The sequence below is a fragment of the Arthrobacter crystallopoietes genome (assembly GCF_002849715.1).
In the GTDB taxonomy this organism is placed as follows: Bacteria; Actinomycetota; Actinomycetes; order Actinomycetales; family Micrococcaceae; genus Crystallibacter; species Crystallibacter crystallopoietes.
This window is the reverse complement of sequence record NZ_CP018863.1, coordinates 2869645-2891023: the sequence shown is the minus strand read 5'-3', so window position 1 is coordinate 2891023 and position 21379 is coordinate 2869645. Positions and strand designations below refer to the sequence as shown.

Annotated in this window: 21 protein-coding genes; 12 read left to right on the top strand and 9 right to left on the bottom strand. The window is 66.5% G+C overall.

What is annotated here, in order from left to right:
- Positions 1–25 precede the first annotated feature (25 nt).
- Complete coding sequence (locus tag AC20117_RS13575; protein WP_074699273.1) at positions 26–1351, top strand: NAD(P)/FAD-dependent oxidoreductase; 1326 nt, start codon at positions 26–28, stop codon at positions 1349–1351.
- Positions 1352–1358: 7 nt separating this feature from the next.
- Here the strand turns inward: AC20117_RS13575 and AC20117_RS13570 are convergent, their stop codons facing one another.
- Positions 1359–2267: a LysR family transcriptional regulator gene (locus AC20117_RS13570; protein ID WP_074699274.1), complete on the bottom strand. Its 909-nt coding sequence runs from the start codon at positions 2265–2267 to the stop codon at positions 1359–1361.
- Between the two features lie 170 nt (positions 2268–2437).
- Between AC20117_RS13570 and AC20117_RS13565 the strand changes: the two genes are divergently transcribed.
- The gene (locus AC20117_RS13565) at positions 2438–3844 is read left to right on the top strand and encodes an MFS transporter (protein WP_074699275.1); all 1407 of its coding nucleotides are present in this window, start codon (positions 2438–2440) and stop codon (positions 3842–3844) included.
- Between the two features lie 90 nt (positions 3845–3934).
- Here the strand turns inward: AC20117_RS13565 and AC20117_RS13560 are convergent, their stop codons facing one another.
- The 5 genes from AC20117_RS13560 to glyA all read right to left on the bottom strand — a co-directional run bounded on the left by AC20117_RS13560 (position 3935) and on the right by glyA (position 8675).
- Positions 3935–4222 (bottom strand): SHOCT domain-containing protein, encoded by a 288-nt coding sequence (locus AC20117_RS13560; RefSeq protein ID WP_074699276.1) that lies wholly within the window; start codon positions 4220–4222, stop codon positions 3935–3937.
- Between the two features lie 190 nt (positions 4223–4412).
- A complete protein-coding gene (locus tag AC20117_RS13555; RefSeq protein WP_074699277.1) occupies positions 4413–5096 on the bottom strand; it encodes a response regulator in 684 nt (227 codons plus the stop codon).
- Positions 5093–6274 (bottom strand): sensor histidine kinase, encoded by a 1182-nt coding sequence (locus AC20117_RS13550; protein WP_074699278.1) that lies wholly within the window; start codon positions 6272–6274, stop codon positions 5093–5095. Before AC20117_RS13550 ends, AC20117_RS13555 begins: the two co-directional genes overlap by 4 nt.
- 165 nt (positions 6275–6439) lie before the next feature.
- Positions 6440–7339: a bifunctional methylenetetrahydrofolate dehydrogenase/methenyltetrahydrofolate cyclohydrolase gene (locus AC20117_RS13545; protein ID WP_074699279.1), complete on the bottom strand. Its 900-nt coding sequence runs from the start codon at positions 7337–7339 to the stop codon at positions 6440–6442.
- A 52-nt stretch (positions 7340–7391) separates the two neighbouring features.
- Positions 7392–8675, bottom strand: a complete 1284-nt coding sequence (gene glyA, locus AC20117_RS13540; RefSeq protein ID WP_074699280.1) for a serine hydroxymethyltransferase — start codon at positions 8673–8675, stop codon at positions 7392–7394.
- 465 nt (positions 8676–9140) lie between these two features.
- Between glyA and AC20117_RS13535 the strand changes: the two genes are divergently transcribed.
- The 8 genes from AC20117_RS13535 (at position 9141) to AC20117_RS13500 (ending at position 17018) form a co-directional block, all read left to right on the top strand.
- Complete coding sequence (locus tag AC20117_RS13535; protein ID WP_074699281.1) at positions 9141–10259, top strand: FAD-dependent oxidoreductase; 1119 nt, start codon at positions 9141–9143, stop codon at positions 10257–10259.
- Between the two features lie 43 nt (positions 10260–10302).
- Positions 10303–11172 carry a formyltetrahydrofolate deformylase gene (purU, locus tag AC20117_RS13530; RefSeq protein ID WP_083339551.1) on the top strand — a complete coding sequence of 290 codons (870 nt, stop codon included), beginning with the start codon at positions 10303–10305 and terminating at the stop codon, positions 11170–11172.
- Positions 11173–11252: 80 nt separating this feature from the next.
- Positions 11253–11864 carry a class I SAM-dependent methyltransferase gene (locus AC20117_RS13525; protein WP_074699282.1) on the top strand — a complete coding sequence of 204 codons (612 nt, stop codon included), beginning with the start codon at positions 11253–11255 and terminating at the stop codon, positions 11862–11864.
- Between the two features lie 56 nt (positions 11865–11920).
- The gene (locus AC20117_RS13520) at positions 11921–12439 is read left to right on the top strand and encodes a gamma carbonic anhydrase family protein (RefSeq protein ID WP_074699283.1); all 519 of its coding nucleotides are present in this window, start codon (positions 11921–11923) and stop codon (positions 12437–12439) included.
- A gap of 70 nt (positions 12440–12509) precedes the next feature.
- Positions 12510–13703: an ROK family transcriptional regulator gene (locus tag AC20117_RS13515; protein ID WP_074699284.1), complete on the top strand. Its 1194-nt coding sequence runs from the start codon at positions 12510–12512 to the stop codon at positions 13701–13703.
- A 152-nt stretch (positions 13704–13855) separates the two neighbouring features.
- Positions 13856–15136, top strand: coding sequence for an ABC transporter substrate-binding protein (locus AC20117_RS13510; RefSeq protein WP_074699285.1), 1281 nt, complete (start codon positions 13856–13858; stop codon positions 15134–15136).
- 92 nt (positions 15137–15228) lie between these two features.
- Positions 15229–16134 carry a carbohydrate ABC transporter permease gene (locus AC20117_RS13505; protein WP_074699286.1) on the top strand — a complete coding sequence of 302 codons (906 nt, stop codon included), beginning with the start codon at positions 15229–15231 and terminating at the stop codon, positions 16132–16134.
- Entirely contained in the window at positions 16134–17018 is an 885-nt protein-coding gene (locus AC20117_RS13500; protein ID WP_074699287.1) for a carbohydrate ABC transporter permease, read from the top strand. The genes AC20117_RS13505 and AC20117_RS13500 overlap by 1 nt, the downstream gene beginning before the upstream one ends.
- A 126-nt stretch (positions 17019–17144) precedes the next feature.
- On the opposite strand, the gene AC20117_RS13495 is transcribed toward AC20117_RS13500, so the two are convergent.
- The 3 genes from AC20117_RS13495 to AC20117_RS13485 all read right to left on the bottom strand — a co-directional run bounded on the left by AC20117_RS13495 (position 17145) and on the right by AC20117_RS13485 (position 19652).
- A complete protein-coding gene (locus tag AC20117_RS13495; RefSeq protein WP_074699288.1) occupies positions 17145–17657 on the bottom strand; it encodes a hypothetical protein in 513 nt (170 codons plus the stop codon).
- Positions 17658–17829: 172 nt separating this feature from the next.
- Positions 17830–19023, bottom strand: coding sequence for an ABC transporter permease (locus AC20117_RS13490; RefSeq protein WP_074699289.1), 1194 nt, complete (start codon positions 19021–19023; stop codon positions 17830–17832).
- A complete protein-coding gene (locus tag AC20117_RS13485) occupies positions 19020–19652 on the bottom strand; it encodes an ABC transporter ATP-binding protein (protein WP_074699290.1) in 633 nt (210 codons plus the stop codon). Before AC20117_RS13485 ends, AC20117_RS13490 begins: the two co-directional genes overlap by 4 nt.
- Between AC20117_RS13485 and AC20117_RS23335 the strand changes: the two genes are divergently transcribed.
- Entirely contained in the window at positions 19609–20175 is a 567-nt protein-coding gene (locus AC20117_RS23335; protein WP_170064952.1) for a hypothetical protein, read from the top strand. The two genes, AC20117_RS13485 and AC20117_RS23335, sit on opposite strands and share 44 nt — an antisense overlap.
- A gap of 108 nt (positions 20176–20283) precedes the next feature.
- Positions 20284–21375 carry a Gfo/Idh/MocA family protein gene (locus AC20117_RS13475; protein ID WP_074699292.1) on the top strand — a complete coding sequence of 364 codons (1092 nt, stop codon included), beginning with the start codon at positions 20284–20286 and terminating at the stop codon, positions 21373–21375.
- Positions 21376–21379: the final 4 nt, after the last annotated feature.

The window sequence follows — 21379 nt, the reverse complement described above, 5'->3', positions numbered from 1 at the left end:
TCCGCAACCCCACGGAAGGGCCACCATGACCGCCGCACCCAGCACATCGAGCAACGCGAAGATCCCCGAGCAGCCTCAGAACCCGCAGAACATTGTCATTGTCGGCAACGGGCAGGCCGGCATCCAGCTGGTCGACTCGCTGCGCAAGGAAGGCTACGCCGGGACCATCACGGTCATCGGCGAGGAAACGCACTTCCCGTACCAGCGACCGCCGCTGTCCAAGGACTTCATGGCCGCGGACAAGGAGCCGAAACCGCTGCCGCTGCGCGCGGAAAAGTTCTTCACCGATAACGACGTCGACTCCCGCTTGGGCGTGCGGGTCACCGCCATCGACCGCGCCGGACATACTGTTGAGCTCTCCGACGGGACCAGCATCGGCTACAGCACGCTGGTCCTGGCCACCGGCGCCGCCAACCGCGAACTCAACGTCTTGGGCAGCGACTTGGCAGGGATCTACGGGCTGCGGACGCTGGCCGACGCCGAAGCCGTCCACGCCCGCCTGGACACGGTGCGCTCCGTCGTCGTGATCGGTGCCGGTTTCATCGGGCTCGAGTTCGCCGCCGCCGCGCGCAAACGCGGGCTGGACGTCACGGTGCTCGAATACGCGGACCGGCCGATGGCCCGCGCGCTCTCCCCCGTGATGGGCAACTGGTTCGCCCAGGCCCACCGGAACATGGGCGTGGACCTGCGCCTGGGCGAAGGCATCGCCTCCTTCACCGGCGACAACGGCGGGAGCGCCGACGGCGACGGCGGGCACGTGGCCGCAGCGGCCAGCACCACCGGCGAAACCTACCCCGCGGACATGGTGCTGGTGGGCATCGGCGTCATCCCCCGCACCGAACTCGCCGAGCAGGCCGGACTCGCGGTCGCCAACGGCATCACGGTGGACAGCGCCATGCGCACCGACGATGCGGACATCTACGCTCTGGGCGACTGCGCGAACTACCCCAGCCACCACGCCGAAGCGCGCACCCGGCTCGAATCCGTGCAGAACGCCACCGACCAGGCCAGGCACACCGCCAAGTCCATCCTCGATACCCACGACGGCGGCCGCGACTACACCGAACTGCCCTGGTTCTGGTCCACCCAGGGCGACCTGCGGCTGCAGATCGCCGGCATCGCCCACCCAGACGACGAAACCGTCCTGCGCGGCAACCCGGACGACGGGAAGTTCTCCGTCTTCTGCTTCCGCAGCGGCCGCCTGGTGGCAGTCGAATCCGTGAACCAGCCCGCCGACCACATGGCCGCCCGCCGGCTCCTCGCCCAGGAACGAACCCTCGCCCCTGAACAGGCCGCCGACCTGGAGTTCGACTTCAAGGCGTACTCCAAGGCCGCCGCGGCGGGCGTGTAGCCGGTCCTCAGTCCTGGCTATCCAGAATCCGCACGGCCAGGTCCACGACGGCTTCCGCCCGCGGGCTCAGCGACATGTCTTCGGGCCAGATGGCGCAGACCGTGGTCCGGGTGGCCGGCGGAGACAGCGGCCGGATGGCCACCGGGCGGCCTTCGACGGTCAGCCCCGGCGAGTTCGGCCTGGACATGAGTAGGGCATACCCCAGACCACGGCCGACCATGGCTTGGACAAGGACCATCTGGGGCATTGACGAGACAACGTTGGGACGCAGGCCGCGTTCGGCGAAAACGTGGTGGGTATTGGCGGTGCTGGGGCTGGAGTCGTACATGATCAGGGGCTCCTCGGCCAGCTGCGCCAGATCCACCGTGTCCTGCCGGGCCAGCTTGTGGTCCGGCGGCAGGACGGCCTCGAGTTCCGTCCGGTAGATGGTCCGCTGGTTGTAGCCCGCGGGCAGCTGCATGTCGTAGACGATGGCCATATCCAGCAGTCCGGCATCCAGCGCCGGCAGCAGTTCGGTGTGCGTGCCCACAGTGACGTCCACGTTCAACTGAGGATGCGCGGTAGGCAGGGCTTCCAGGATGCCGGGCAGCAGGTTGTGGGCCAGACTGCTGAAACAGCCCAGCTTCACCGGGCCCTTGAGCGTGCCGGCTGCTCCGGCCAGGTCGTTGACCAGATCGTCCGCGTCGCGGATAAGCCGGCGGGCCCGCTGGGCAAAGAACTGCCCCGCAGGAGTCAGTTGGAGCCCGCGCGCCTTGCGCCGGACGCACAGCTGTTCCCCCGCGACCTTCTCCAGGGCGGTGATGGCCTGCGAGAGGGCGGATTCCGAGATGCGCAGGCTGGCGGCGGCCGCACTCAGGGTGGGGAAATCCGGCAGGGCAGCGAAAAGCTCCAGCTGGCGGAGGGTGAAGTTAGCCACAGTTCTTCAGTCCAATCAAGGAAGTTATGCAGTTCTCTGAAGTTTACCGGAGGAAGTTTTCCTGTGATACTCGTAACAACCGTGGACTAGTTCTACTTTTCAACCGTTCATGAATTCAACCGGCTCCCGTGCCGGCCACATTGCAGTAATCGCTCGATCAAGGAACATGTATGAGCACTCACACGCAGCCCCGCTCCGAGGCTTCGAACCAGCGCCGGGTGGCCTTTGCCACCATCATCGGCACCACCATCGAGTGGTATGACTTCTTCATTTACGCCACGGCCGCGGGTCTGGTGTTCGCCGACCTCTTCTTCAAACCGGCCGGCGACTCGATCGGCCTGCTGCTGGCCTTCGCTTCCGTGGGCATCAGCTTCCTCTTCCGGCCGCTGGGCGCCTTCCTGGCCGGCCACTACGGCGACAAAATCGGCCGCCGCGCCATGCTGGTGCTCACGCTGATCCTGATGGGCGCGTCGACTACGCTGATCGGCTTCCTACCCACCTACGCCACCGCCGGTGTGCTGGCTCCCATCCTGCTACTCCTGCTGCGCATCGTCCAGGGCATCTCCGCCGGCGGCGAATGGGGCGGCGCTGTCCTGATGGCCGTCGAGCATGCTCCGCGGGACCGCCGCGGCCGCGCGGGCTCCTTCCCGCAGCTGGGTGTTCCCCTGGGCATGCTGCTGGCCTCGGGCGTCACCGCCCTGATGACCGGTGTCATCTCCCCCGGCGCAGCCTTCGTCGAATGGGGCTGGCGCGTACCGTTCCTGCTGAGCTTCGTGCTCATTGTGGTCGGCTACATTGTCCGCCGGACCGTTGAGGAAAGCCCGGTCTTCCAGGAAATCGCGGAGAAGAAAGAGCAGCGCTCCGTTCCCGCAGTCGAGCTTTTCAAGAAGCACTGGCTGCTGGTCATCCTGGCCGCGCTGGTCTTCGCCGGCAACAACGCCGCGGGCTACATGGCAACCGGCGGGTTCATCCCCAGCTACGCCACGGATCCGAACGGCCCGGTCGGGCTGGACCGCACGCCGGTCCTGCTGGCCATCACTTTCGGTGCCGCCATGTGGTTTGTCTTTACCCTGCTGGCCGGCATTCTCTCCGACAAGATCGGACGCAAGAAGACCTACCTGATCGGCTTCACCGCGCAGGCCATCACCGTCTTCCCGCTGTTCTGGCTAATCAACACGGGCGAGCTGTGGGCGCTCTACCTGGCGCTGGGACTGTTCTCGGTAGGCCTGGGTCTGGGCTACGGACCGCAGGCTGCCTGGTACAGCGAGATTTTCCCGGCCTCCGTGCGCTTCTCCGGCGTCTCCATCTCCTACGCGCTGGGCGCCATCCTCGGCGGAGCGTTCGCGCCGACCATTGCGCAGGCGCTGGTGCAGGCCACCGGTTCCTCCACTGCGGTGTCGGTCTACCTGCTGCTGGTGACCTTCGTGTCCATCGGCGCCGTCCTGGTCCTGCGGGACCGCCCGGGGATCGACCTGAGCATCAAGAACCAGGCCGAGCAGGAAGTCGGAGCCACCATCTTCGATAAGCGCCGCGGCGCCTCCACCGACGACGTCGACACCGTGAAGGCCACGGTCTAAAGCGCTCCTGCGCAGAACTGCCCGAAGAGGCCCCGGATTATGTCCGGGGCCTCTTCGCTTGCGTTGCAGCCGGGGCCAGTTCGGCCTCGGCTAGCGTTGCGGCTGCGCGCGAAGGACCTCCAACCGCTGGCGGAACTCCGTCTCATCGATCTCCCCGCGGGCATACCGCTCGCGCAGGACGCCTTCGGCTCCGAGGACGCTTTCCTGCCTGCGGTTGCGCCACATCGTGCGGCGGATCAGGAAGACGGCGAAGCCGATAACCAGGATCCAGAAGAGCGGAACCAGCAGGATCCACCAGCCGGGTCCGCGGCCGTCATTCCAGGGTCCCTGGGCGACAAGGCTGCTGGCGGCGATGGCGCCGGTTGCTGCAGTCAACATGATTGCTCCAAACTTTCGTCCGTGACCGTCCGTCGATCACAGTTCAAGTCTTCCGAGCGCGGCGCCGCCGGTCGTCGCTCCGGCGGAGACACTTCGGCACCGCCGGCTACTCCCCTGGGAGTGCCCGGCAGTACTCCCGGATGGCTTGCTGGCCGGGCGGGCTGAAGGCTACGAGATACCGCCTCCCGGGTTACCGGTCGGGCGCCGCGCCGGTCCAGCCCGGCCGCACCAGGCCGGACTCGTACGCCAGAACCACCAGCTGTGAGCGGTCGCGGACCATCAGTTTGGTCATGATGCGCGAGACATGGGTCTTTGCCGTCAGCGGCGTAATGTACAGCTTCTCGGCGATCAGCGCGTTGTTCAGCCCGGCGCCGACCAGCGCAAGGACTTCCCGTTCCCGCGCGGTCAACTGCTCCAACGACGACGGCGGTGCCGGCGCGGGCCGGGACTCGGCCGCCACCTTGGCCAGGAGTCGGCGGGTGACTGACGGCGAGAGGAGGGCGTCGCCGTCGGCCACCGCACGCACGGCGCGGATCAGCTCTTCGGGTTCGGTGTCCTTGACCAGGAAGCCGCTGGCCCCGGCCCGGATGGAGTCGATGATGTAGTCATCGAGTTCGAACGTGGTCAGCATGATGACACGCGTACCTGAGAGCTCTTCGGCGGCCAGAATCGTGGCGGTGGCGTCGATGCCGTCGCCGCCGGGCATGCGGATGTCCATCAGGACCACATCCGGCCTCGTTGCCTTGGCCAGGCGGACCGCTTCGGCACCTGTGCCGGCCTCCGCGACGACTTCCATGTCGTCTTCGGCCTTGAGCAGCGCCCTGAAGCCGGCGCGGATCAGGGTCTGGTCATCCGCCAGCAGCACTCTGATCATCGCTCCGCCCCTCCTGAACCTGGCCCGCCGCCGGTTGCAGCCCGGCCGGCAGCTGCAGGCCTGTCGCCCGGCAGCGGAATGCGGGCATGCACGCGCGTGCCTGCAGGCTCGCGGGGCCCTACCGCCAGTTCGCCGTCGAGCGTGGCAATCCGCTCCCGCATCCCGCGCAATCCGTTGCCTTCCGGCGCATTACCCAGCCCCACGCCGTCGTCCTCCACCGTCACTTCGAGCATGACACCGGCGACGCTAATGCCCACCCACGCCTGAGTGGCATGCGCGTGCCGGACGATGTTCGTGACGGCTTCCTGGATGACCCGGTACGCCGTGCTTTCCGCGGAGGCTGCGCTTTCGGGCAGCTGGCCCGCGCGGTTATCCAGCCGGACTGTCAGGCCGCCCTGTTCGGCCCGCGCCAGCAGTTCCGGCAGCTGGTCCAGCCGCTGGGCAGGAGCCCTCGGCGCGTCCTGGCGAAGCACGGCGAGGACGTCGCGCACCTCGGCGAGGGCGTCCTTGGAACCGGACTTGATGGCCTCCAGTGCCTGCCGCATTTGCTCCGGATCCGGATCCTTCCGTGCCAGGTGCAGGGCGACCGATGCCTGCACATTGATCATGGAGAGGGAGTGCGCAACGACGTCGTGAATATCCCGAGCGAGGACCAGCCGCTCTTCATTCCGCCGGCGCTGCTCCGCCTCGAGCTCGGTGCGCCGGCGTTCGGCGCGCCGTCCGGCACGGGAGGCCAGCAGCTCCCCGATCATGACAACGATGACCAGCCAGGCCACGCCGGCCCCGGCCCGGGCGGTATCGGCCAGCCCGCCCGTGGACAGCGCGGCGACGAGGAACAGCAGGGCCAGCCCGCCCACGGCTCCCCAGGCCCACCAGCGGGCCTTGGAGCGCACGGCGATGAACAGCGCCACCACCAGGGAGAGCCAGATGGGTCCGCCCGGATAGCCGGCCGCGAAATAGGTTCCCGTTGCCGCGGCTGCCCCGGCGGCCATGGGGCCGGGAGCCTTGCGGCGCAGCGACAGCAGCGCGGGGCCGGCCAGCAGCAGGGCGTAGGCCAGCGGATCCAGCGGACGCGGGGAAAACTGGTGGGCGGCGGCAAAACTAGTGCCGACCAGCTGAATGATGGACGTGACCGCAATCAGGACGGCAGTGGGCGGCCCGCGGAAGCCCGGGTTCATGATCCGAGCGTACCTGCGCGGCGGGGCGTTGCGCTTCCGCCCGGAGGTGTAGCGGGCCTACTCCGCAGGGAGTACACCCGCTTCGAAGCGGGGTTTAACTGCGAAACGGAATCCTGCTGCCGCCGTGCAGGCAGAGCAGAATCCCGTTTCGCAGCAGAACTGCGGTCAGCGTGCCTGGCGCTCGGCGGCTTCCACCACGTTGGCCAGCAGCATGGCGCGGGTCATCGGACCCACGCCGCCCGGGTTCGGCGAGAGCCAGCTGGCCACGGACTTGGCCGCGGGCTCCACGTCGCCGGTGACCTTGGCCTTGCCGGTCTCCTCATCCTCCACGCGGCTGACACCGACGTCGAGCACAATGGCACCGGGCTTGAGGTCTTCGGCCTTGACCATGTGCGGCATGCCGGCGGCGGCAATCACCACATCGGCGCGGCGCAGTTCATCGGCCAGATCCACGGTGCCGGTATGGGCGAGCACCACGGTGGCGTTGATGGACTTGCGGGTCAGCAGCAGTCCCAGCGGCCGGCCCACGGTCACGCCGCGGCCCACCACCAGCACGCGCTTGCCGGCCAGTTCGATGTCATGGCGCAGCAGCAGTTCCACGCAGCCGTGCGGGGTGCACGGCAGCGGCGAATCCAGCGGGGCGTTGACGTTGAGTACCAGCCGGCCCAGGTTCATCGGGTGCAGGCCGTCCGCATCCTTGGCCGGATCGATCTTCTCCAGGATGGCGTGGGTGTCGATGTGCTTGGGCAGCGGCAGCTGGACGATGTAGCCGGTGCAGGCCGGATCGTTGTTCAGCTCATCGAGGACCGCTTCCAGTTCCTCCTGCGAGATGGTGTCCGGCAGGTCGCGGCGGATGGAATTAATGCCCACCTCCGCGCAGTCCTTGTGCTTGCCACCGACGTACCACTTGCTGCCGGGGTCCTCCCCCACCAGCACGGTGCCGAGTCCGGGCACGATCCCGCGGGTCTTCAGCGCGGCAACCCGCTCGGTGAGCTCTTCCTTAATGCGTTTGGCCGTGGCCGTTCCGTCCAGCTTCTGCGCGGTCTGGGTGGCTTCAGAATTCATCGGGCTCCTGTTCGGAATACGTGTGGACTGCGGGAACCGGCCGGAGCCGGCGTTACCACTGCTCGTGGCCGGGGTACAGCGGGAACTGCTGGGCCAGCTTGGTCACGCGCGTGCGCAGAGCCTCGACGTCGGCCCCGCCCTTCAGCGCTGTGGCGATGATATCGGCAACCTCGGTGAATTCGGTAGAGCCGAAACCACGCGTGGCCAGCGCCGGGGTGCCGATCCGCAGGCCGGAGGTTACCATCGGCGGGCGCGGGTCGAACGGTACGGCGTTGCGGTTCACGGTGATGCCCACCGAGTGCAGCAGGTCTTCGGCCTGCTGGCCGTCCAGTTCGGAGTTGCGCAGGTCCACCAGGACCAGGTGGACGTCCGTGCCGCCGGTCAGCACCGAGACGCCGGCCTCGGTGACATCGGCGGCGGTAAGGCGTTCGGCCAGGATGCGGGCGCCCTCGAGCACGCGGGCCTGGCGGTCCTTGAACTCCTGGCTGCCGGCGATCTTGAAGGCCACAGCCTTGGCGGCGATGACGTGCATCAGCGGCCCGCCCTGCTGGCCCGGGAAGACGTTGGAGTTGATCTTCTTGGCGAAGTCCTGCTTGCCAAGGATGACGCCCGAGCGCGGTCCGGCCAGGGTCTTGTGCACCGTGGAGGTCACAACGTCGGAATGCGGCACCGGGTTCGGGTGCAGGCCGGCGGCCACCAGGCCGGCGAAGTGCGCCATGTCGGTCCAGAAGTAGGCGCCGACCTCGTCCGCAATGGAGCGGAAGGCCTCGAAATCCAGCTGGCGCGGGTAGGCGGACCAGCCGGCGATGATGACGTTCGGGCGCTCGGCCAGGGCCTGCTCGCGGACCTTATCCATGTCCACGCGGAAGGTCTGCGGGTCCACCTCGTAGGCAGCGACCTTGTAGAGCTTGCCGGAGAAGTTCAGCTTCATGCCGTGGGTGAGGTGTCCGCCGTGGGCCAGGGACAGACCCATGATCTTGTCGCCCGGGTTGATCAGGGCGGCGAGCGCGGCGGCGTTGGCCTGCGCACCGGCGTGCGGCTGGACGTTGGCGAACTCGGCGCCGAACAGGTTCTTGACGCGTTCGATGGCCAGGTTCTCGGCAACATCCACATGCTCGCAGCCGCCGTAGTAGCGGCGGCCCGGGTAGCCCTCGGCGTACTTGTTGGTCAGGACGGATCCCTGCACCTCCAGCACGGAGCGCGGGGCGAAGTTTTCGGAAGCAATCATTTCCAGCGTGTCGCGCTGGCGCCCGAGCTCGGCATCGAGAACGGCAGCGATTTCGGGATCGACTTCGGCCAGAGGCTGGTCGGTGACTGACGGGGTGGAAGACGTCACGGGAGTTCTCCTGAGATAAGGGATTTGCTACAGGTCAGGCTACCGGTTGCAGCCAGACTCACGCATTGTGTGTCCGGCCTGCAAAATTGCGCCGCACGGCGCATCCGGTTGAAACTTGACCCTCGGCCCAGGCGTGCGATCCGTGGTCTGCACTGTGCAGCGCCAATCCACCCACGGGTCGGTTGGCCCTGCCGCCGCTTCCTGATGGTGGTCCACCTGACGCCAGTCGCGACGCTAGGAATTCTACTGTGCCTGCCCCAGACCCTGAAAAGTACGACGGCGGCGCCCTCCGTGGCCGCGGGCGTCACCGACTTTTTTCGACACGTTTCGACACGTTCCCGACACATTTCCGGCACCATCCCGGCTCCCGGCCCGGCACTATCCCGGCCACTTGGAATACCCGGGCACCCAGGACCGTTGGAACCTATAGAAGTTGACGCATCAACCAATTTGGACGGGAGCGGCATGGACAAGGTTCTGGACGCAGTGATTATCGGCGCCGGCCAGGCCGGCCTCAGCGCCGCCTACCACCTGCAGCGGCGCGGCCTGGTGCCGGAACAGGACTACATTGTCCTGGACGCGAACGAAGGCCCCGGCGGCGCGTGGCGGCACCGCTGGCCCTCCCTGACCTTCGACGCCGCACACGGGCTGCACGATCTTCCCGGCCTCCCGCTCGGGGTTCCGGACCCCGCAGAGCCGGCGTCCGCCGTCGTTAGCCGCTACTACGGTGCCTACGAGCAGAAGTTCAACCTTCCCGTCCACCGCCCCGAACGCGTCGAATCCATTACCAACGACGACGGCGCCGGGCAGCTGCTGCGGGTCATCAGCGCCTCGGGCCGCGAGTGGCTGGTGCGCACGGTGATCAGCGGCACCGGCACGTGGGACCGGCCGTACTGGCCCTACTACTCCGGGCGCGAGACGTTCCGCGGCCGGCAACTGCACACCCACGATTTCCGGTCCGCCGACGAGTTCCGCGGCAAGCGCGTACTGGTGGTTGGCGGCGGGACCTCGGCCTTGCAGTTCCTGCTCCAGCTCGATACCGCCGGCGCGCAGACGGTATGGTCCACGCGGCGGGAGCCGGACTTCATTACCGAGCCATTCGACGCCAGCTGGGGCATCGAGGTGGAGCGCAAGGTCAACGAGCGCACCCGCGCCGGGCTGCCGCCGGTGAGCGTGGTCGGTGTGACGGGCCTGCCGCTGAACGAGACCTACAAGGCCGGCATCGACGCCGGTGTCCTGGTCTCCCGCGGGCGGCTTGCCCGGATCACTGAAGACGGCGTGGTGTTTGCGGACGGATCGGCCGAGCAGGTGGATGTCATCCTGTGGGCAACGGGCTTCCGTCCCTCGCTCGACCATCTGACTCCGCTGCAGCTGCGCGAGCCCGGCGGCGGCATCCGCATGGGTCCGGATGCCGTCTCCGTGGTCAAGGAACCGCGGCTGTTCCTCGTGGGGTACGGCTCCTCCGCCTCGACGGTCGGGGCCACCCGGGCCGGCCGCGCGGCGGCGATGGCCGCGGTGCGGCAGCTGAAGACTGCCCAGGTGCCGGACCAGGGATCGCGCGCACTGGCGGCGGTGGCCGGCTGACGCGGCCGTCGGTTTTGTCGCCCGCACCGGTAACCTTGGAGCTGTGAGTGAAGCTTCCCTGCCCAGCGCCGATTCCACCTACAACCTGACGCTCTCCTGCGAGGACCGCCCCGGTATCGTGTATGCCGTGACCGGAGCGTTGGTGGAAGCCGGCTGCAACATCGTCGATTCGCAGCAGTACGGGAACCCGAATTCCGGCCGGTTCTTCATGCGCGTTGCTGTCACCACCGGCACGTCCTACACGGACCTGCACCGGGCGCTGGAGCCCGTGGCCGAAACCTTCACCATGCAGTGGAGCCTGAACCCGCAGGGCGCCAAGATGCGCACCCTGCTGATGGCCTCCAAATCCGCCCACTGCCTCAACTCGCTGTTGTTCCAGCAGCGCTCGGGCACGCTGCCCATCGACGTCCCGGTCATCGTCTCCAACCACACGGACCTGGCGGATATGGCTGAGTTCTACGGCATCGAGTTCCGCCACATTCCGGTCACGCCGGACACCAAGGCCGAAGCCGAACAAGCGCTGCGCGACCTGGTAGCCGAGTACGACATCGAGCTCGTGGTGCTCGCCCGCTACATGCAGATCCTGAGCAATGAACTCTGCACGGACCTGCAGGGCAAGGCGATCAACATCCACCACTCCTTCCTGCCGTCTTTCAAGGGCGCCAGACCGTACCACCAGGCGCACGACCGCGGCGTCAAACTGATCGGCGCCACGGCGCACTATGTCACCCCGGACCTGGACGAGGGCCCGATCATCGAGCAGGAAGTCATCCGCGTGGACCACGCGAAGTCGGCCGAGCAGTTCGTGGCCATGGGCCGCGACGTCGAGGCGCGCACGCTGGCCACGGCCGTCCAGTGGCATGCCGAGCACCGCGTCCTGCTGGACGGACACCGCACCGTCGTCTTCAACTGACCTCGAGCCTCCGGCCTGCCCAAATCCCGGGCCCTTCACCTACCCTTCTCCTGGCTGCCCTCCCCACGTAGGGTCGGAGCATGGGCAACTACGAACGGGACCTGACAACTTACTATGACCGGCAGGCCGAAGTCCGCGATGCCCGGACGCAGGATCCGCAGCGGGAGGCCAAACGCAGCGAGTTCATCGAGCATCTGAAGGCGACCCGCCGGCATGACCTGCTGGAAATCGGCTGCGGCACCGGCGTGGACGGCCTCGCATTCAAGGCCGCCGGCATCCGCTACACCGGGGTGGACCTGTCCGAAGCGAGCGTGCGGATCGCGCGGCACAAACAGCTCGAAGCCTCGGTCGCCTCTGCCCGCGAGCTGCCGTTTGCCGACGAAACCTTCGACGCTGCCTGGACCATGAGCACGCTGCTGCATGTGGCCAACGCCGACCTCTACGGCGTCCTGACCGAAATCATGCGTGTCCTCAAACCCGGCTCCCCGTTGGCCGTGGGCCTCTGGTCCGGCTCGGACAGCGAGGGCATCAACGCCGCGGACGATCAGGAACCGCAGCGCTTCTTCAGCCGCCGCTCCGATGAAACCCTATTGAGCCTGTTCGAACCGCACGGCACCATCCGGGACTTCAGCACCTGGGAACACGGCCAGGACCCCGGGCATTACCAGTACTTCATCATCTATAAACCCTGAATTACGACGGCGGTGCGCACCCCGTGCTGCCACCGCGGCTTGGGTAGGCTGGTGCCATGGCCCACATCATCACACTCGCCGGCAAAACTCCGGCCACCGACCCGTCCGCCTTTCTCGCTCCCACCGCCACCTTGAGCGGCGATGTGGAACTGGCCGCCGATTCCAGCGCCTTTTACGGCGTCTCGGTCCGCGGCGACAGCGCTCCGATCCGGGTGGGAGCAGGCAGCAACCTGCAGGACAACGTAGTGCTGCACGCGGACGCGGGCTTCCCGTGCACCGTGGGGGCCGGCGTCAGCATCGGACACGCCGCCGTGGTCCACGGCTGCACGGTGGAGGACAACTGCCTGATCGGCATGAGCGCGACAATCATGAACGGGGCCGTGGTCGGTGAAGGCTCACTGGTTGCCGCGGGAGCCTTGGTGCTGGAGGGCACGCAGATCCCGCCCCGGTCCCTGGTGGCCGGGGTTCCCGCAAAGGTCCGCCGCGAACTCAGCGACGAGGAATACCAGTCCGTCCTCGACAATGCCGCGCACTACGTCGAACTCGCCAAGCTGCACCGGGACGCTAACGCGTAGGTCCCAGTCCACCTCGTCGTCTTGCGTTAACTTCTTGACTACAAGGTGTCTCGGGCGCACCCTGTTAGGTATGCCAGCCGAACCAGCCACAGTGACGGGCACCGACCAGCGGCCCGGCTCCCAGAGTGCACTGCGCAGGCGCAACAGCCAGCGGATCATCCGCGCGCTCATGACCAGCGGCCGGCTGACCCAGGCCGAGCTGGCCCGGCAGACCGGTCTTTCCACCGCCACAGTCTCCAACATCGTCAAGGCGATGGTCGACGGCGGCCTGATCCTGACGTCACCGACCACCAGCTCCGGCCGCCGCGCGCTCTCCGTCACGCTGAATGGCCGGGGCGCGGTTGCGGTCGGCGTGGATTTCGGCCGCCGCCATGTCAACGTGGTGCTGGTCAGCCTGGACCACCGCGTACTGGCCGAGGACGGCGTCGAACTGCCCCTGGGCCACCAGGCAGAGGAAGGCATCGAGGCCGCCGCCCAGCTGGTCCGGCGGCTGCTGGTGGACACCGGCGCGGACGCCGGGTCGCTCCTCGGCCTGGGCGCCGGCATTCCCGGCCCGATCGACCACCGCACCGGCAAGGTCATCCACGGAGCGATCCTGCCCGAATGGGTGGGCATCGATCTGCTGGGCCGGCTGCGCGAGGCGTTCGGCATTCCGATCTTCATCGACAACGACGCCAATCTGGGTGCCTTGGCACAGGTTAGCTGGGGCCCGTACCAGAACGTGCGGAACCTGGTTTTCCTGAAACTGGGATCCGGCATCGGTGCGGGGCTGATCCTCAACGGCGCGCCCTTCTACGGCAACATCGGCGTGACCGGCGAGATCGGCCACGCCACCGTCGCCGACCACGGCCTCATCTGCCGCTGCGGAAACCGCGGCTGCCTTGAAACGGTCGCTTCGACCTCCACCATGATCGACCTGCTGAGCCGCGGCAGGTCCGAACCAGTCAGCACTGAAGACATCGTCCGGATCGCCCTCGAGGGCGATCCCGCAGCCCTGCGGGTTATCGACGACGCAGGGCTAGCCGTCGGCCGGGCATTGGCGAACGTGTGCAATCTGGTCAACCCGGAAGTCATTGTCCTCGGTGGCTCCCTGACGGGGCTGGACGCCATCCTGCTCGAACCCGTGCGCCGGGGGCTGCTTCGCCACGCGGTACCCGCCGTGGGCGAATCCACCGAGCTGGCCATGTCCGGACTGAGCAACCGCGCCGAAGCCCTCGGCGCCGCCACGCTGGTCCTGCAGCAGGCCGAGCTGCCCTCATTATAAAAACGGTCCACATGCTGGCTCGGCAGAAGTCTGCGTTCAACTCTTGACGGCAACGTATGTGACGGAGTTAACTTCAAGGCAAGCCACGAACCCGTGCGCACACTTCAGCCAGACGACAAAGCAGTCAATGACTGCTCAGTAATGGAGGCGTTATGCGACGCGTATCTTTGCTCGCCAGCGTTGCGGCAGCAGGCTTGCTCCTGTCCGCATGCGGCGGAGGAAGCTCGGTCGAAGAAGCAAACCCGACGGAAGCTACCGGCTCGGTCGGGGTCTTTACCTGGTGGGCCGACGGCTCGGAGAAGGTAGGCCTGGATGCGCTCGTTGACATCTTCGACGAGCAGTATCCGGATCTGACCTTCGACAACCTGGCCGTCGCCGGCGGCGCGGGCAGCCAGGCCAAGAGCGTCCTGGCAGCCAACCTCAAGTCCGGCAATCCGCCGGATTCCTTCCAGGCCCACGCCGGAGCCGAACTGCAGGACTACATCAACGCGGACCAGCTGGAGGATCTGAGCTCCTTCTACGAGGAAGCCCAGCTCAATGAAGCTTTCCCGCAGGATCTGCTGGACCGCCTGACCGTGGACGGCAAGATCTACTCGGTTCCGTCGAACATCCACCGTGCCAACGTGGTGTGGGCCAACGTGGAAGTCCTTGAGGAAGCCGGCCTGGATCCGAACAGTCCCCCGGCCGATCTCGACGCCTGGTTCGCGGACATGGACAAGATCAAGGAAAGCGGCACCACCCCGCTGGCCGTCGCCGGCACGTGGACCCAGGTGCAGCTATTCGAGAACATCCTGCTGGCCACCCTCGGCGCCGAAGCCTACAGCGGCCTCTGGGACGGCACCACGGACTGGAGGAGCCCGGAGGTCACCAAAGCGATCGAGAATTATAAGAAGGCGCTCAGCTACACCAACTCGGACCGCGACACCCTCAGCGACTGGGGCCCTGCCACACAGCTGGTCGAAGACGGGGCCGCCGCCTACAACGTCATGGGCGACTGGGCCGAAGCCAAGTTCGCGCAGGACGGGCTGAAGCCGGGCACTGACTACGTCTACTTCCCGACTCCCGGAACCGACGGCGTCTTCGACTTCCTGGCCGATTCGTTCACCCTGCCGAAGGGCGCACCGAACCCGGCCGGCTCCAAGGCATGGCTGACCACCATTTCGAGCGTCGAAGGCCAGCAGGCATTCAATGCCGCGAAGGGGTCCATCCCCGCCCGTACGGACGTGCCGAGCGATGAATTCGGCGAGTACCAGCAGAGCGCCATCGAGGACTTCTCCTCGGACACCATCGTCTCCTCGCTCGCCCACGGCGCTGCGGTGCCGGTGGCATGGCTGAACGAGCTGAGCACCGCCGTGAGCAAGTTCGGCGGACCGCAGGACGTCGCCGCCCTGCAGGAATCTGCCGCTTCGATAGCGGAAAAGTTCGCGCAGTAGTCCCGGACAAACCGGTGGGCGGGTGCGGCCTCAGGCCTGAAGCACCCGCCCACCGCGTTCGTTCCGCTGCTGCCTGAGGAGAGATAGGGTTCGTGTTCGCGAAAATCAGGACCTGGGGCCCGGCGCTGGCCTTGATATCCCCCACCATCATCCTGCTGGGCATCTTTGTCTACGGACTGATCGCCCAGAACGTCCAAATTTCCATGACCAACCAGCACACGTCCCTGCCGCGAGCGGACTTCGTCGGTCTGGACAATTACTTCCGCCTGTTCGGGGACGCCGACTTCCAGCACTCGCTGCGCAACCTGCTGCTGCTGACGGTTGTCTTCCTGGCCGGTACACTCATCTTCGGTTTTCTCTGGGCCTGGATTCTCGAGCGCCCCAGCTTCGGCGAAGGCTTCTTCCGCTCCGTCTACCTCTTTCCAATGGCCGTATCCTTCATCGCCTCCGGCGTGGTCTGGCGCTGGCTGCTCTCCAGCCTGCAGACGGACCAGCCCGGCGGCGAGCGCACCACCGGCCTGAACCGGCTGCTGGAGAGCATCGGGCTGGGTTTCCTGCAGAACAGCTGGTGGTCGGACCCCAACTGGGGTGTGGCGGCCATCGCCGTACCCGCGATCTGGCAGCTCTCGGGCTACGTCATGGCGCTGTTCCTGGCTGGTTTCCGCGGCATCCCGGACGAGCTGCGCGAGGCGGCCCGGATCGACGGCTGCAGCGAATGGAAGCTGTACCGACATGTCATTTTCCCGCAGCTGAGCCCGGTCATGCTGTCCGCCGTCATCATCATCGGCCACATGTCGCTGAAGCTCTTCGACCTGATCCGTGCCATCGTTCCGGATGCCAACACCTACGACATCCAGGTGCCCGCCACCATGATGTGGGTTAAGTACATCGGCAGCGACTACGCCGATTCCGCCGCTATCGGCACCATCATGCTCATCTTGGTGGCCCTGGTGGTTGTCCCCTACCTCGTCTACACCTCCCGGCAGGAGAAACGCTGATGGCGACCGCCACCGTCCCGCCCCCGGTCGAAGTCTCGATCCCGCGCGCGCCCGCCCGCAGCGGCGGCCGGCAGAAAATCAACCGCACGCTCAAGTACGCGTTGCTGCTGGTGTTCGTCGTCGTCGTCCTGATTCCGGCCTATGTGCTGGTCATTACCAGTTTCAAGGGACCCGCCGACGCGGATCCTTCAACGGCGTGGCTGCTGCCTACGACGTGGGAAACCGCCGGCTGGGCCAAGGCCTGGGAAACGCTGGCGCCTGCGCTGGGCCGCACCTTCGCTCTGGTCATCCCGGCCTCCATCATCTCTGCCATGCTGGGCTCGATGAACGGTTTTGTCCTCTCGCGCTGGCGGTTCCCCTACGCCAACGTGGTCTTCACACTCATCCTGTTCGGCATGTTCATCCCGTACCAGGCGGTCATGATCCCGTTGACCCAGCTGATGCAGGGGCTCAACATCCCCAACGGGATCCCCTCCCTGCTGGTCCTGCACATCGTTTACGGCCTGCCCATCTGCACGCTGATCTTCCGCAACTACTACGAATCGGTTCCCAGCGAACTGATCGAAGCAGCCAGAATGGACGGTGCTGGTCTGCTGCGGACCTACGCCTCGGTCATCCTGCCGGTCTCCGCGCCGGGCTTCGTAGTTGTCTTGATCTGGCAGTTCACCTCAGCCTGGAACGACTATCTGTTCGCCGCCTTCTTCTCCTCAGGCAGCAACGGACCGGTCACCATTGCCCTGAGCTTCCTCGCCGGCGGCCAGCTGACGGATTATGCCGCCTCCATGGCCGGTGCGCTCATCGCGTCGCTGCCCACCCTGATCGTCTACATCATCCTCGGCAAGTACTTTGTAGGCGGCCTGATGAGCGGCTCCGTCAAGGGATAGCAGGGCCCAAGGGGCAGGCGATCTCTACCGAACACAAAACAGCGGCCGGCATCTTGTGGAAGAAGATTCCTCAAGATGCCAGCCGCTGCACAGTTGCTCACCAGTGTGCTGGCGACGGCGCGGCCGTCACGGACGGCGCTGGTCTCCGTCCGCATCGCGGGCAACGTGGCGGCCCTCGTCGTCGCGGTTCAGGTCACGGCCCCGGTTTTCGTCGCGGTCACCGGCGCCCCGGTCATCACCGCGCCCGCCCTTGCGCTTGTCGTCGGTATTGATGTCCGGATCCATTTCGTCGGCCTTGCGCAGCTGCTCCTGCGATTCATCGCGGATGCCCTGGGCATCGGCCTTGCGTTCCTCGGCCTGCCGCCGCATCCGGTCCGCTTCGATCCGCGCGCGCTCGGCCTCGATGTCCGCCTGCTCGGCATCAACCTGAACGCGGTGTGCCTCCGCTTCGCGTTCACGGGCGCCCAGTGCAGTGGCCTGGGCGGATTGACGGACTTCGGCGGCTTTCGCCCGGTCCGCTTCCTGCCGTTCATGCATTTTTGCCTTGTTGCGCTTCTTGGCAAAGAAGGCAATCAAACCGATGATGATCAGAAGAACTACAACTGCAACAATGATCCATACAATCTGGGATGTATCCATGGGTATAGCGCCTCTTTCCTGCTGAACGGGAATATCAGCCTACTTACTTTGTACCACTCATGGAGTAGCAGTAACAGGGGCGCGACACCGGAACCGCAGGTCAGCGGCAAGGCGGACTACTGCCGCGGGCGCCGAGAGCCGGGCCAGGACCCGATGACGCCACTGGCAATCGTCAGTAGCGGATGGCGTCGATCACCTTGACCCGGACCGCCACCACGGCTGGGATCAGCCCGGCCAGGGCACCAACCAAGGTTGCCGCTCCCAGGCCGATCAAGGCCGCCTCCAGCGGAAAGGGCGGCAGCTCGCTCACGCCGGCGGCGATCAGTTCCTGCACCCATGGACTCTTGACGACGGCCACTGCCAGCATCACGCCGATGACCCCGGCCACGAACGTCGCAACCACGGATTCGAGCATCACGCCGAAGAAGATCCGCCCGCCCGTCGCGCCGAAACTGCGCCGGATCCCGACTTCGCGCACGCGGTAGCGGACCGTCACCATGGAGATGTTGAGCAGCCCGACGGCGCCGAGCAGCAGCACCAAACCCGCAATTCCGCCGACGGCGAGCTGGATGCTCTCGAACGGGTCACCGAACGCGGCGTAATCAGACCTAAATACCTGCGCCGAACCGGGCCCGAACTGGGCCGCGAGATCACTGCTCATGGCGGCGGCGAGCGGTTCGGCAATCTCCTCCGGAACCCACATCTCCATCGCCGGAGGCATCAGCGCCTCACCGCCCAAAGCCCAGGCGTCGTAGTGCGCCGCGAGCAGCATTGCCTGCGGCGGGGCTTCGGGCCACTGGTTGGGGACCACGCCGACCACGGTGGCCGTGATCGGCCGCTCCCGGACGATCTGCACCGCGGGGTTCTGCTGCAGATCCGGAAGCCCCAGCCGCTGGTGGAAAGCCTCGTTGACGATGATGGCAGGTGCCAGCCGCTGCTCATCGGTGGGTGTGAACCAATGCCCGAGGGACAGATCTACACGGCGCATCGTGCCGTAGCCGCGGTCCACCACCATGGTTTCCGTTGTCGAAACGCCGTCGGGGAACTGGAACGGAACCGACGTCTGGTAGCGCAGGCTCGAATGCTCAACGCCATAGCGCTCCACCAGCCCCTCGAGAGCCTCCCGTACCTGCGGTACGTCCATTTCACCGCTGGCCGGGAAAACTTCGGCAGTCACGGTGGCCGCGCGGCCGCCCTGCTGTTCCTGCGTCTGTACCATGGCTGCCCGGGACATGTTGCCCAGCCCGACGACGGTGGTCAGGGCCGCCACCGACAAGGCCACTCCGATCAGCGCCAGCAGGACTCTTGTCTTATGGATCCGCAGTTCTGCCCAGGCTTCGACCAGGGCCGCGATCAACCCGGTCATGCTGCAGTCTCCCCGTCCACGAGCACACCGTTTTGCAGGCGGTAATGCCGCTGTGCCAGCGCGGCGACGTTCGGGTCATGCGTGATGGTGACCAGTGCAGCCCCGGACTCCCGTGCCACGTCATCCAGCAGCTTCATCACGGACTGCCCCGTTTCGATGTCAAGTGCGCCGGTCGGCTCGTCCGCCAGGATCAGCTGGGGCGAGCGTACCAACGCCCGCGCGATGGCGATGCGCTGCTGCTCGCCGCCCGAGAGTTTGTGCGGTTTCTCCCGCAGCCGGTCCTCCAGTCCCACCAATCCGAGCATCTCGGTAGCCAGCCGCTCACGCTGCCAGAACTGCTTGCCCCGGGCATAGAGCAGCGGCGTCATGACGTTCTCCAGCGCGGTGCGGCCGGGCAGCAGGTTGAACTGCTGGAAGATGAACCCCACGCGGGCGCCGCGCGTCACGGCGCGGCGCTTTTCGCTCATGGATCGGACCGGCACGCCGCCGAAGGACATGGCGCCACCGGTGGGAACGTCCAGCAGACCCAGGATGTTCAGCAGGGTGGACTTGCCCGAGCCGGACCGGCCCACAATGGACAGGTCCGTGGAACGCACGGTACTCATTCCCGACCACGAACCGCTGCACATTCTGCAAGGCGTGGACCTGGAAATCCGCATCGGCGACCTCGGTGTAGGTATAGACCGGAGCGGGCGGAGCAGCCTGCCGTACCGGCTCAGGCTCGGCGTTCCCGACAGTCCCGTTGGTCCCGCCGTCGTCAGCGGTCCTGCCCGCAAAGAGTTCGGTTGCCTGCGCAGGATCCGGCTCCACGAGCTTCTGCACCTGGAAGAGCGGGTCGCCCTTGGCAACGTCCGCGCCCACTGCCACATGGACAAAGTTGACGGTGCCTTCGGCGGTGCTGCGGACCACAATGGCCGGATCGCTCGCGACGGCTCCCTGTACCTGGACCACGTTGGTCACGGTGCCGCGCGCGGCAGGAATGCTCGGCGTGACCAGTTGCGCGGCGGGCTGCTGGTCCGTGGCTTCCGCGCGCATGCCGTCGACGAAGGCCAGCTTGAAAAGTGCCACGGCGATGACGGCGAAAATTGCCATCCAGACAATCGGAAAAACGTAGCGGCGCACGGCGCTCATGCCTATCCCCCATTTCGATGAAGGTGCCACTCGCGGGGCACCCGAACAGCGCGGCACCACCCTGAGGTGAAACGTTGAGACTTGCGCCGCTTGATGGACGTTATCATTCGTAGCGGTAATGATGGATTCATGACAACGCCCCCGCGAATCATCACGCCGCCCTGCGCCGCCCCCGGGGCACCCAGCCCGCTGACCGCGACCGGCCGGCCGTTGCGCTGGGGCGTGGTCTCGACGGGCAAGGTCGCGGCCAAAGTCAGCGGTGACATCGCCCTGCTCGAGGACTCCGTGCTGCAGGCGGTGAGCTCGCGGGTGGCGGAAAACGCGCTGGCCTTCCGGGACCAGTTCGGCTTTGCCACCGCCTATTTTGATAACGACGGCGGCAAAGGCTACGAACAGCTCTTCGCGGACCCCGACGTCGATATTGTCTACGTGGCCACCCCGCACGGCCAGCATTACGAAATTGCCCGGAGCGCACTGGAAGCCGGCAAGAACGTGCTGTGCGAAAAGTCCCTGACCATCAATGCGCGCGAGGCCCTGGAGCTGGCCGAACTGGCCCGGAGCAACTCGCTGTTCCTGATGGAGGCGGTGTGGACGCGGTTCCTGCCGATCGTCCACCGCGCGTGGGAGATCCTCCACTCCGGCGAGCTCGGCGTCATCCAGTGGCTGCAGGCGGACATAGGCTTTCCCGCCCTCTATGACCCGGCCGCCCGGCTGTGGAATCCGACTGCCGGCGGAGGGGCCCTACTGGATCTGACCGTCTACCCGCTCACGTGGGCCCTCGGCACGCTGGGATTCCCGCAGACCATCACCGCCGTCGGCCATGTTAACGACGACGGCGTGGACGCCCAGAACGCGCTGACCCTCACCTATAGCTCGGGTGCCCAGGCGCAGCTGACTTCCTCGCTCCTGGCGTCCTCGCCCCGGACCGCCACCGTCTGCGGCAGCAACGGCTGGCTGCGCACCAACAGTCCGCTGCACAACCCAACGGAACTGATCATCCGGGAGCACAACTCAACGCCGCGAATCGAGACCTTCGAGCCCGTGGGCCAGAACTATGTGTATGAACTGCGCGATGTCACCCGCTGCATCCAGCAGGGCCTGTTGGAAAGTCCAACCATGCCGCTGGACGACACGCTGAACACCATGCGCCTGTTCGACGGCGTGCGCGCCCAGCTCGGCGTCAGCTATGTGAACGATCGGGCCGTGCCGGTAGCGGACTGACCCG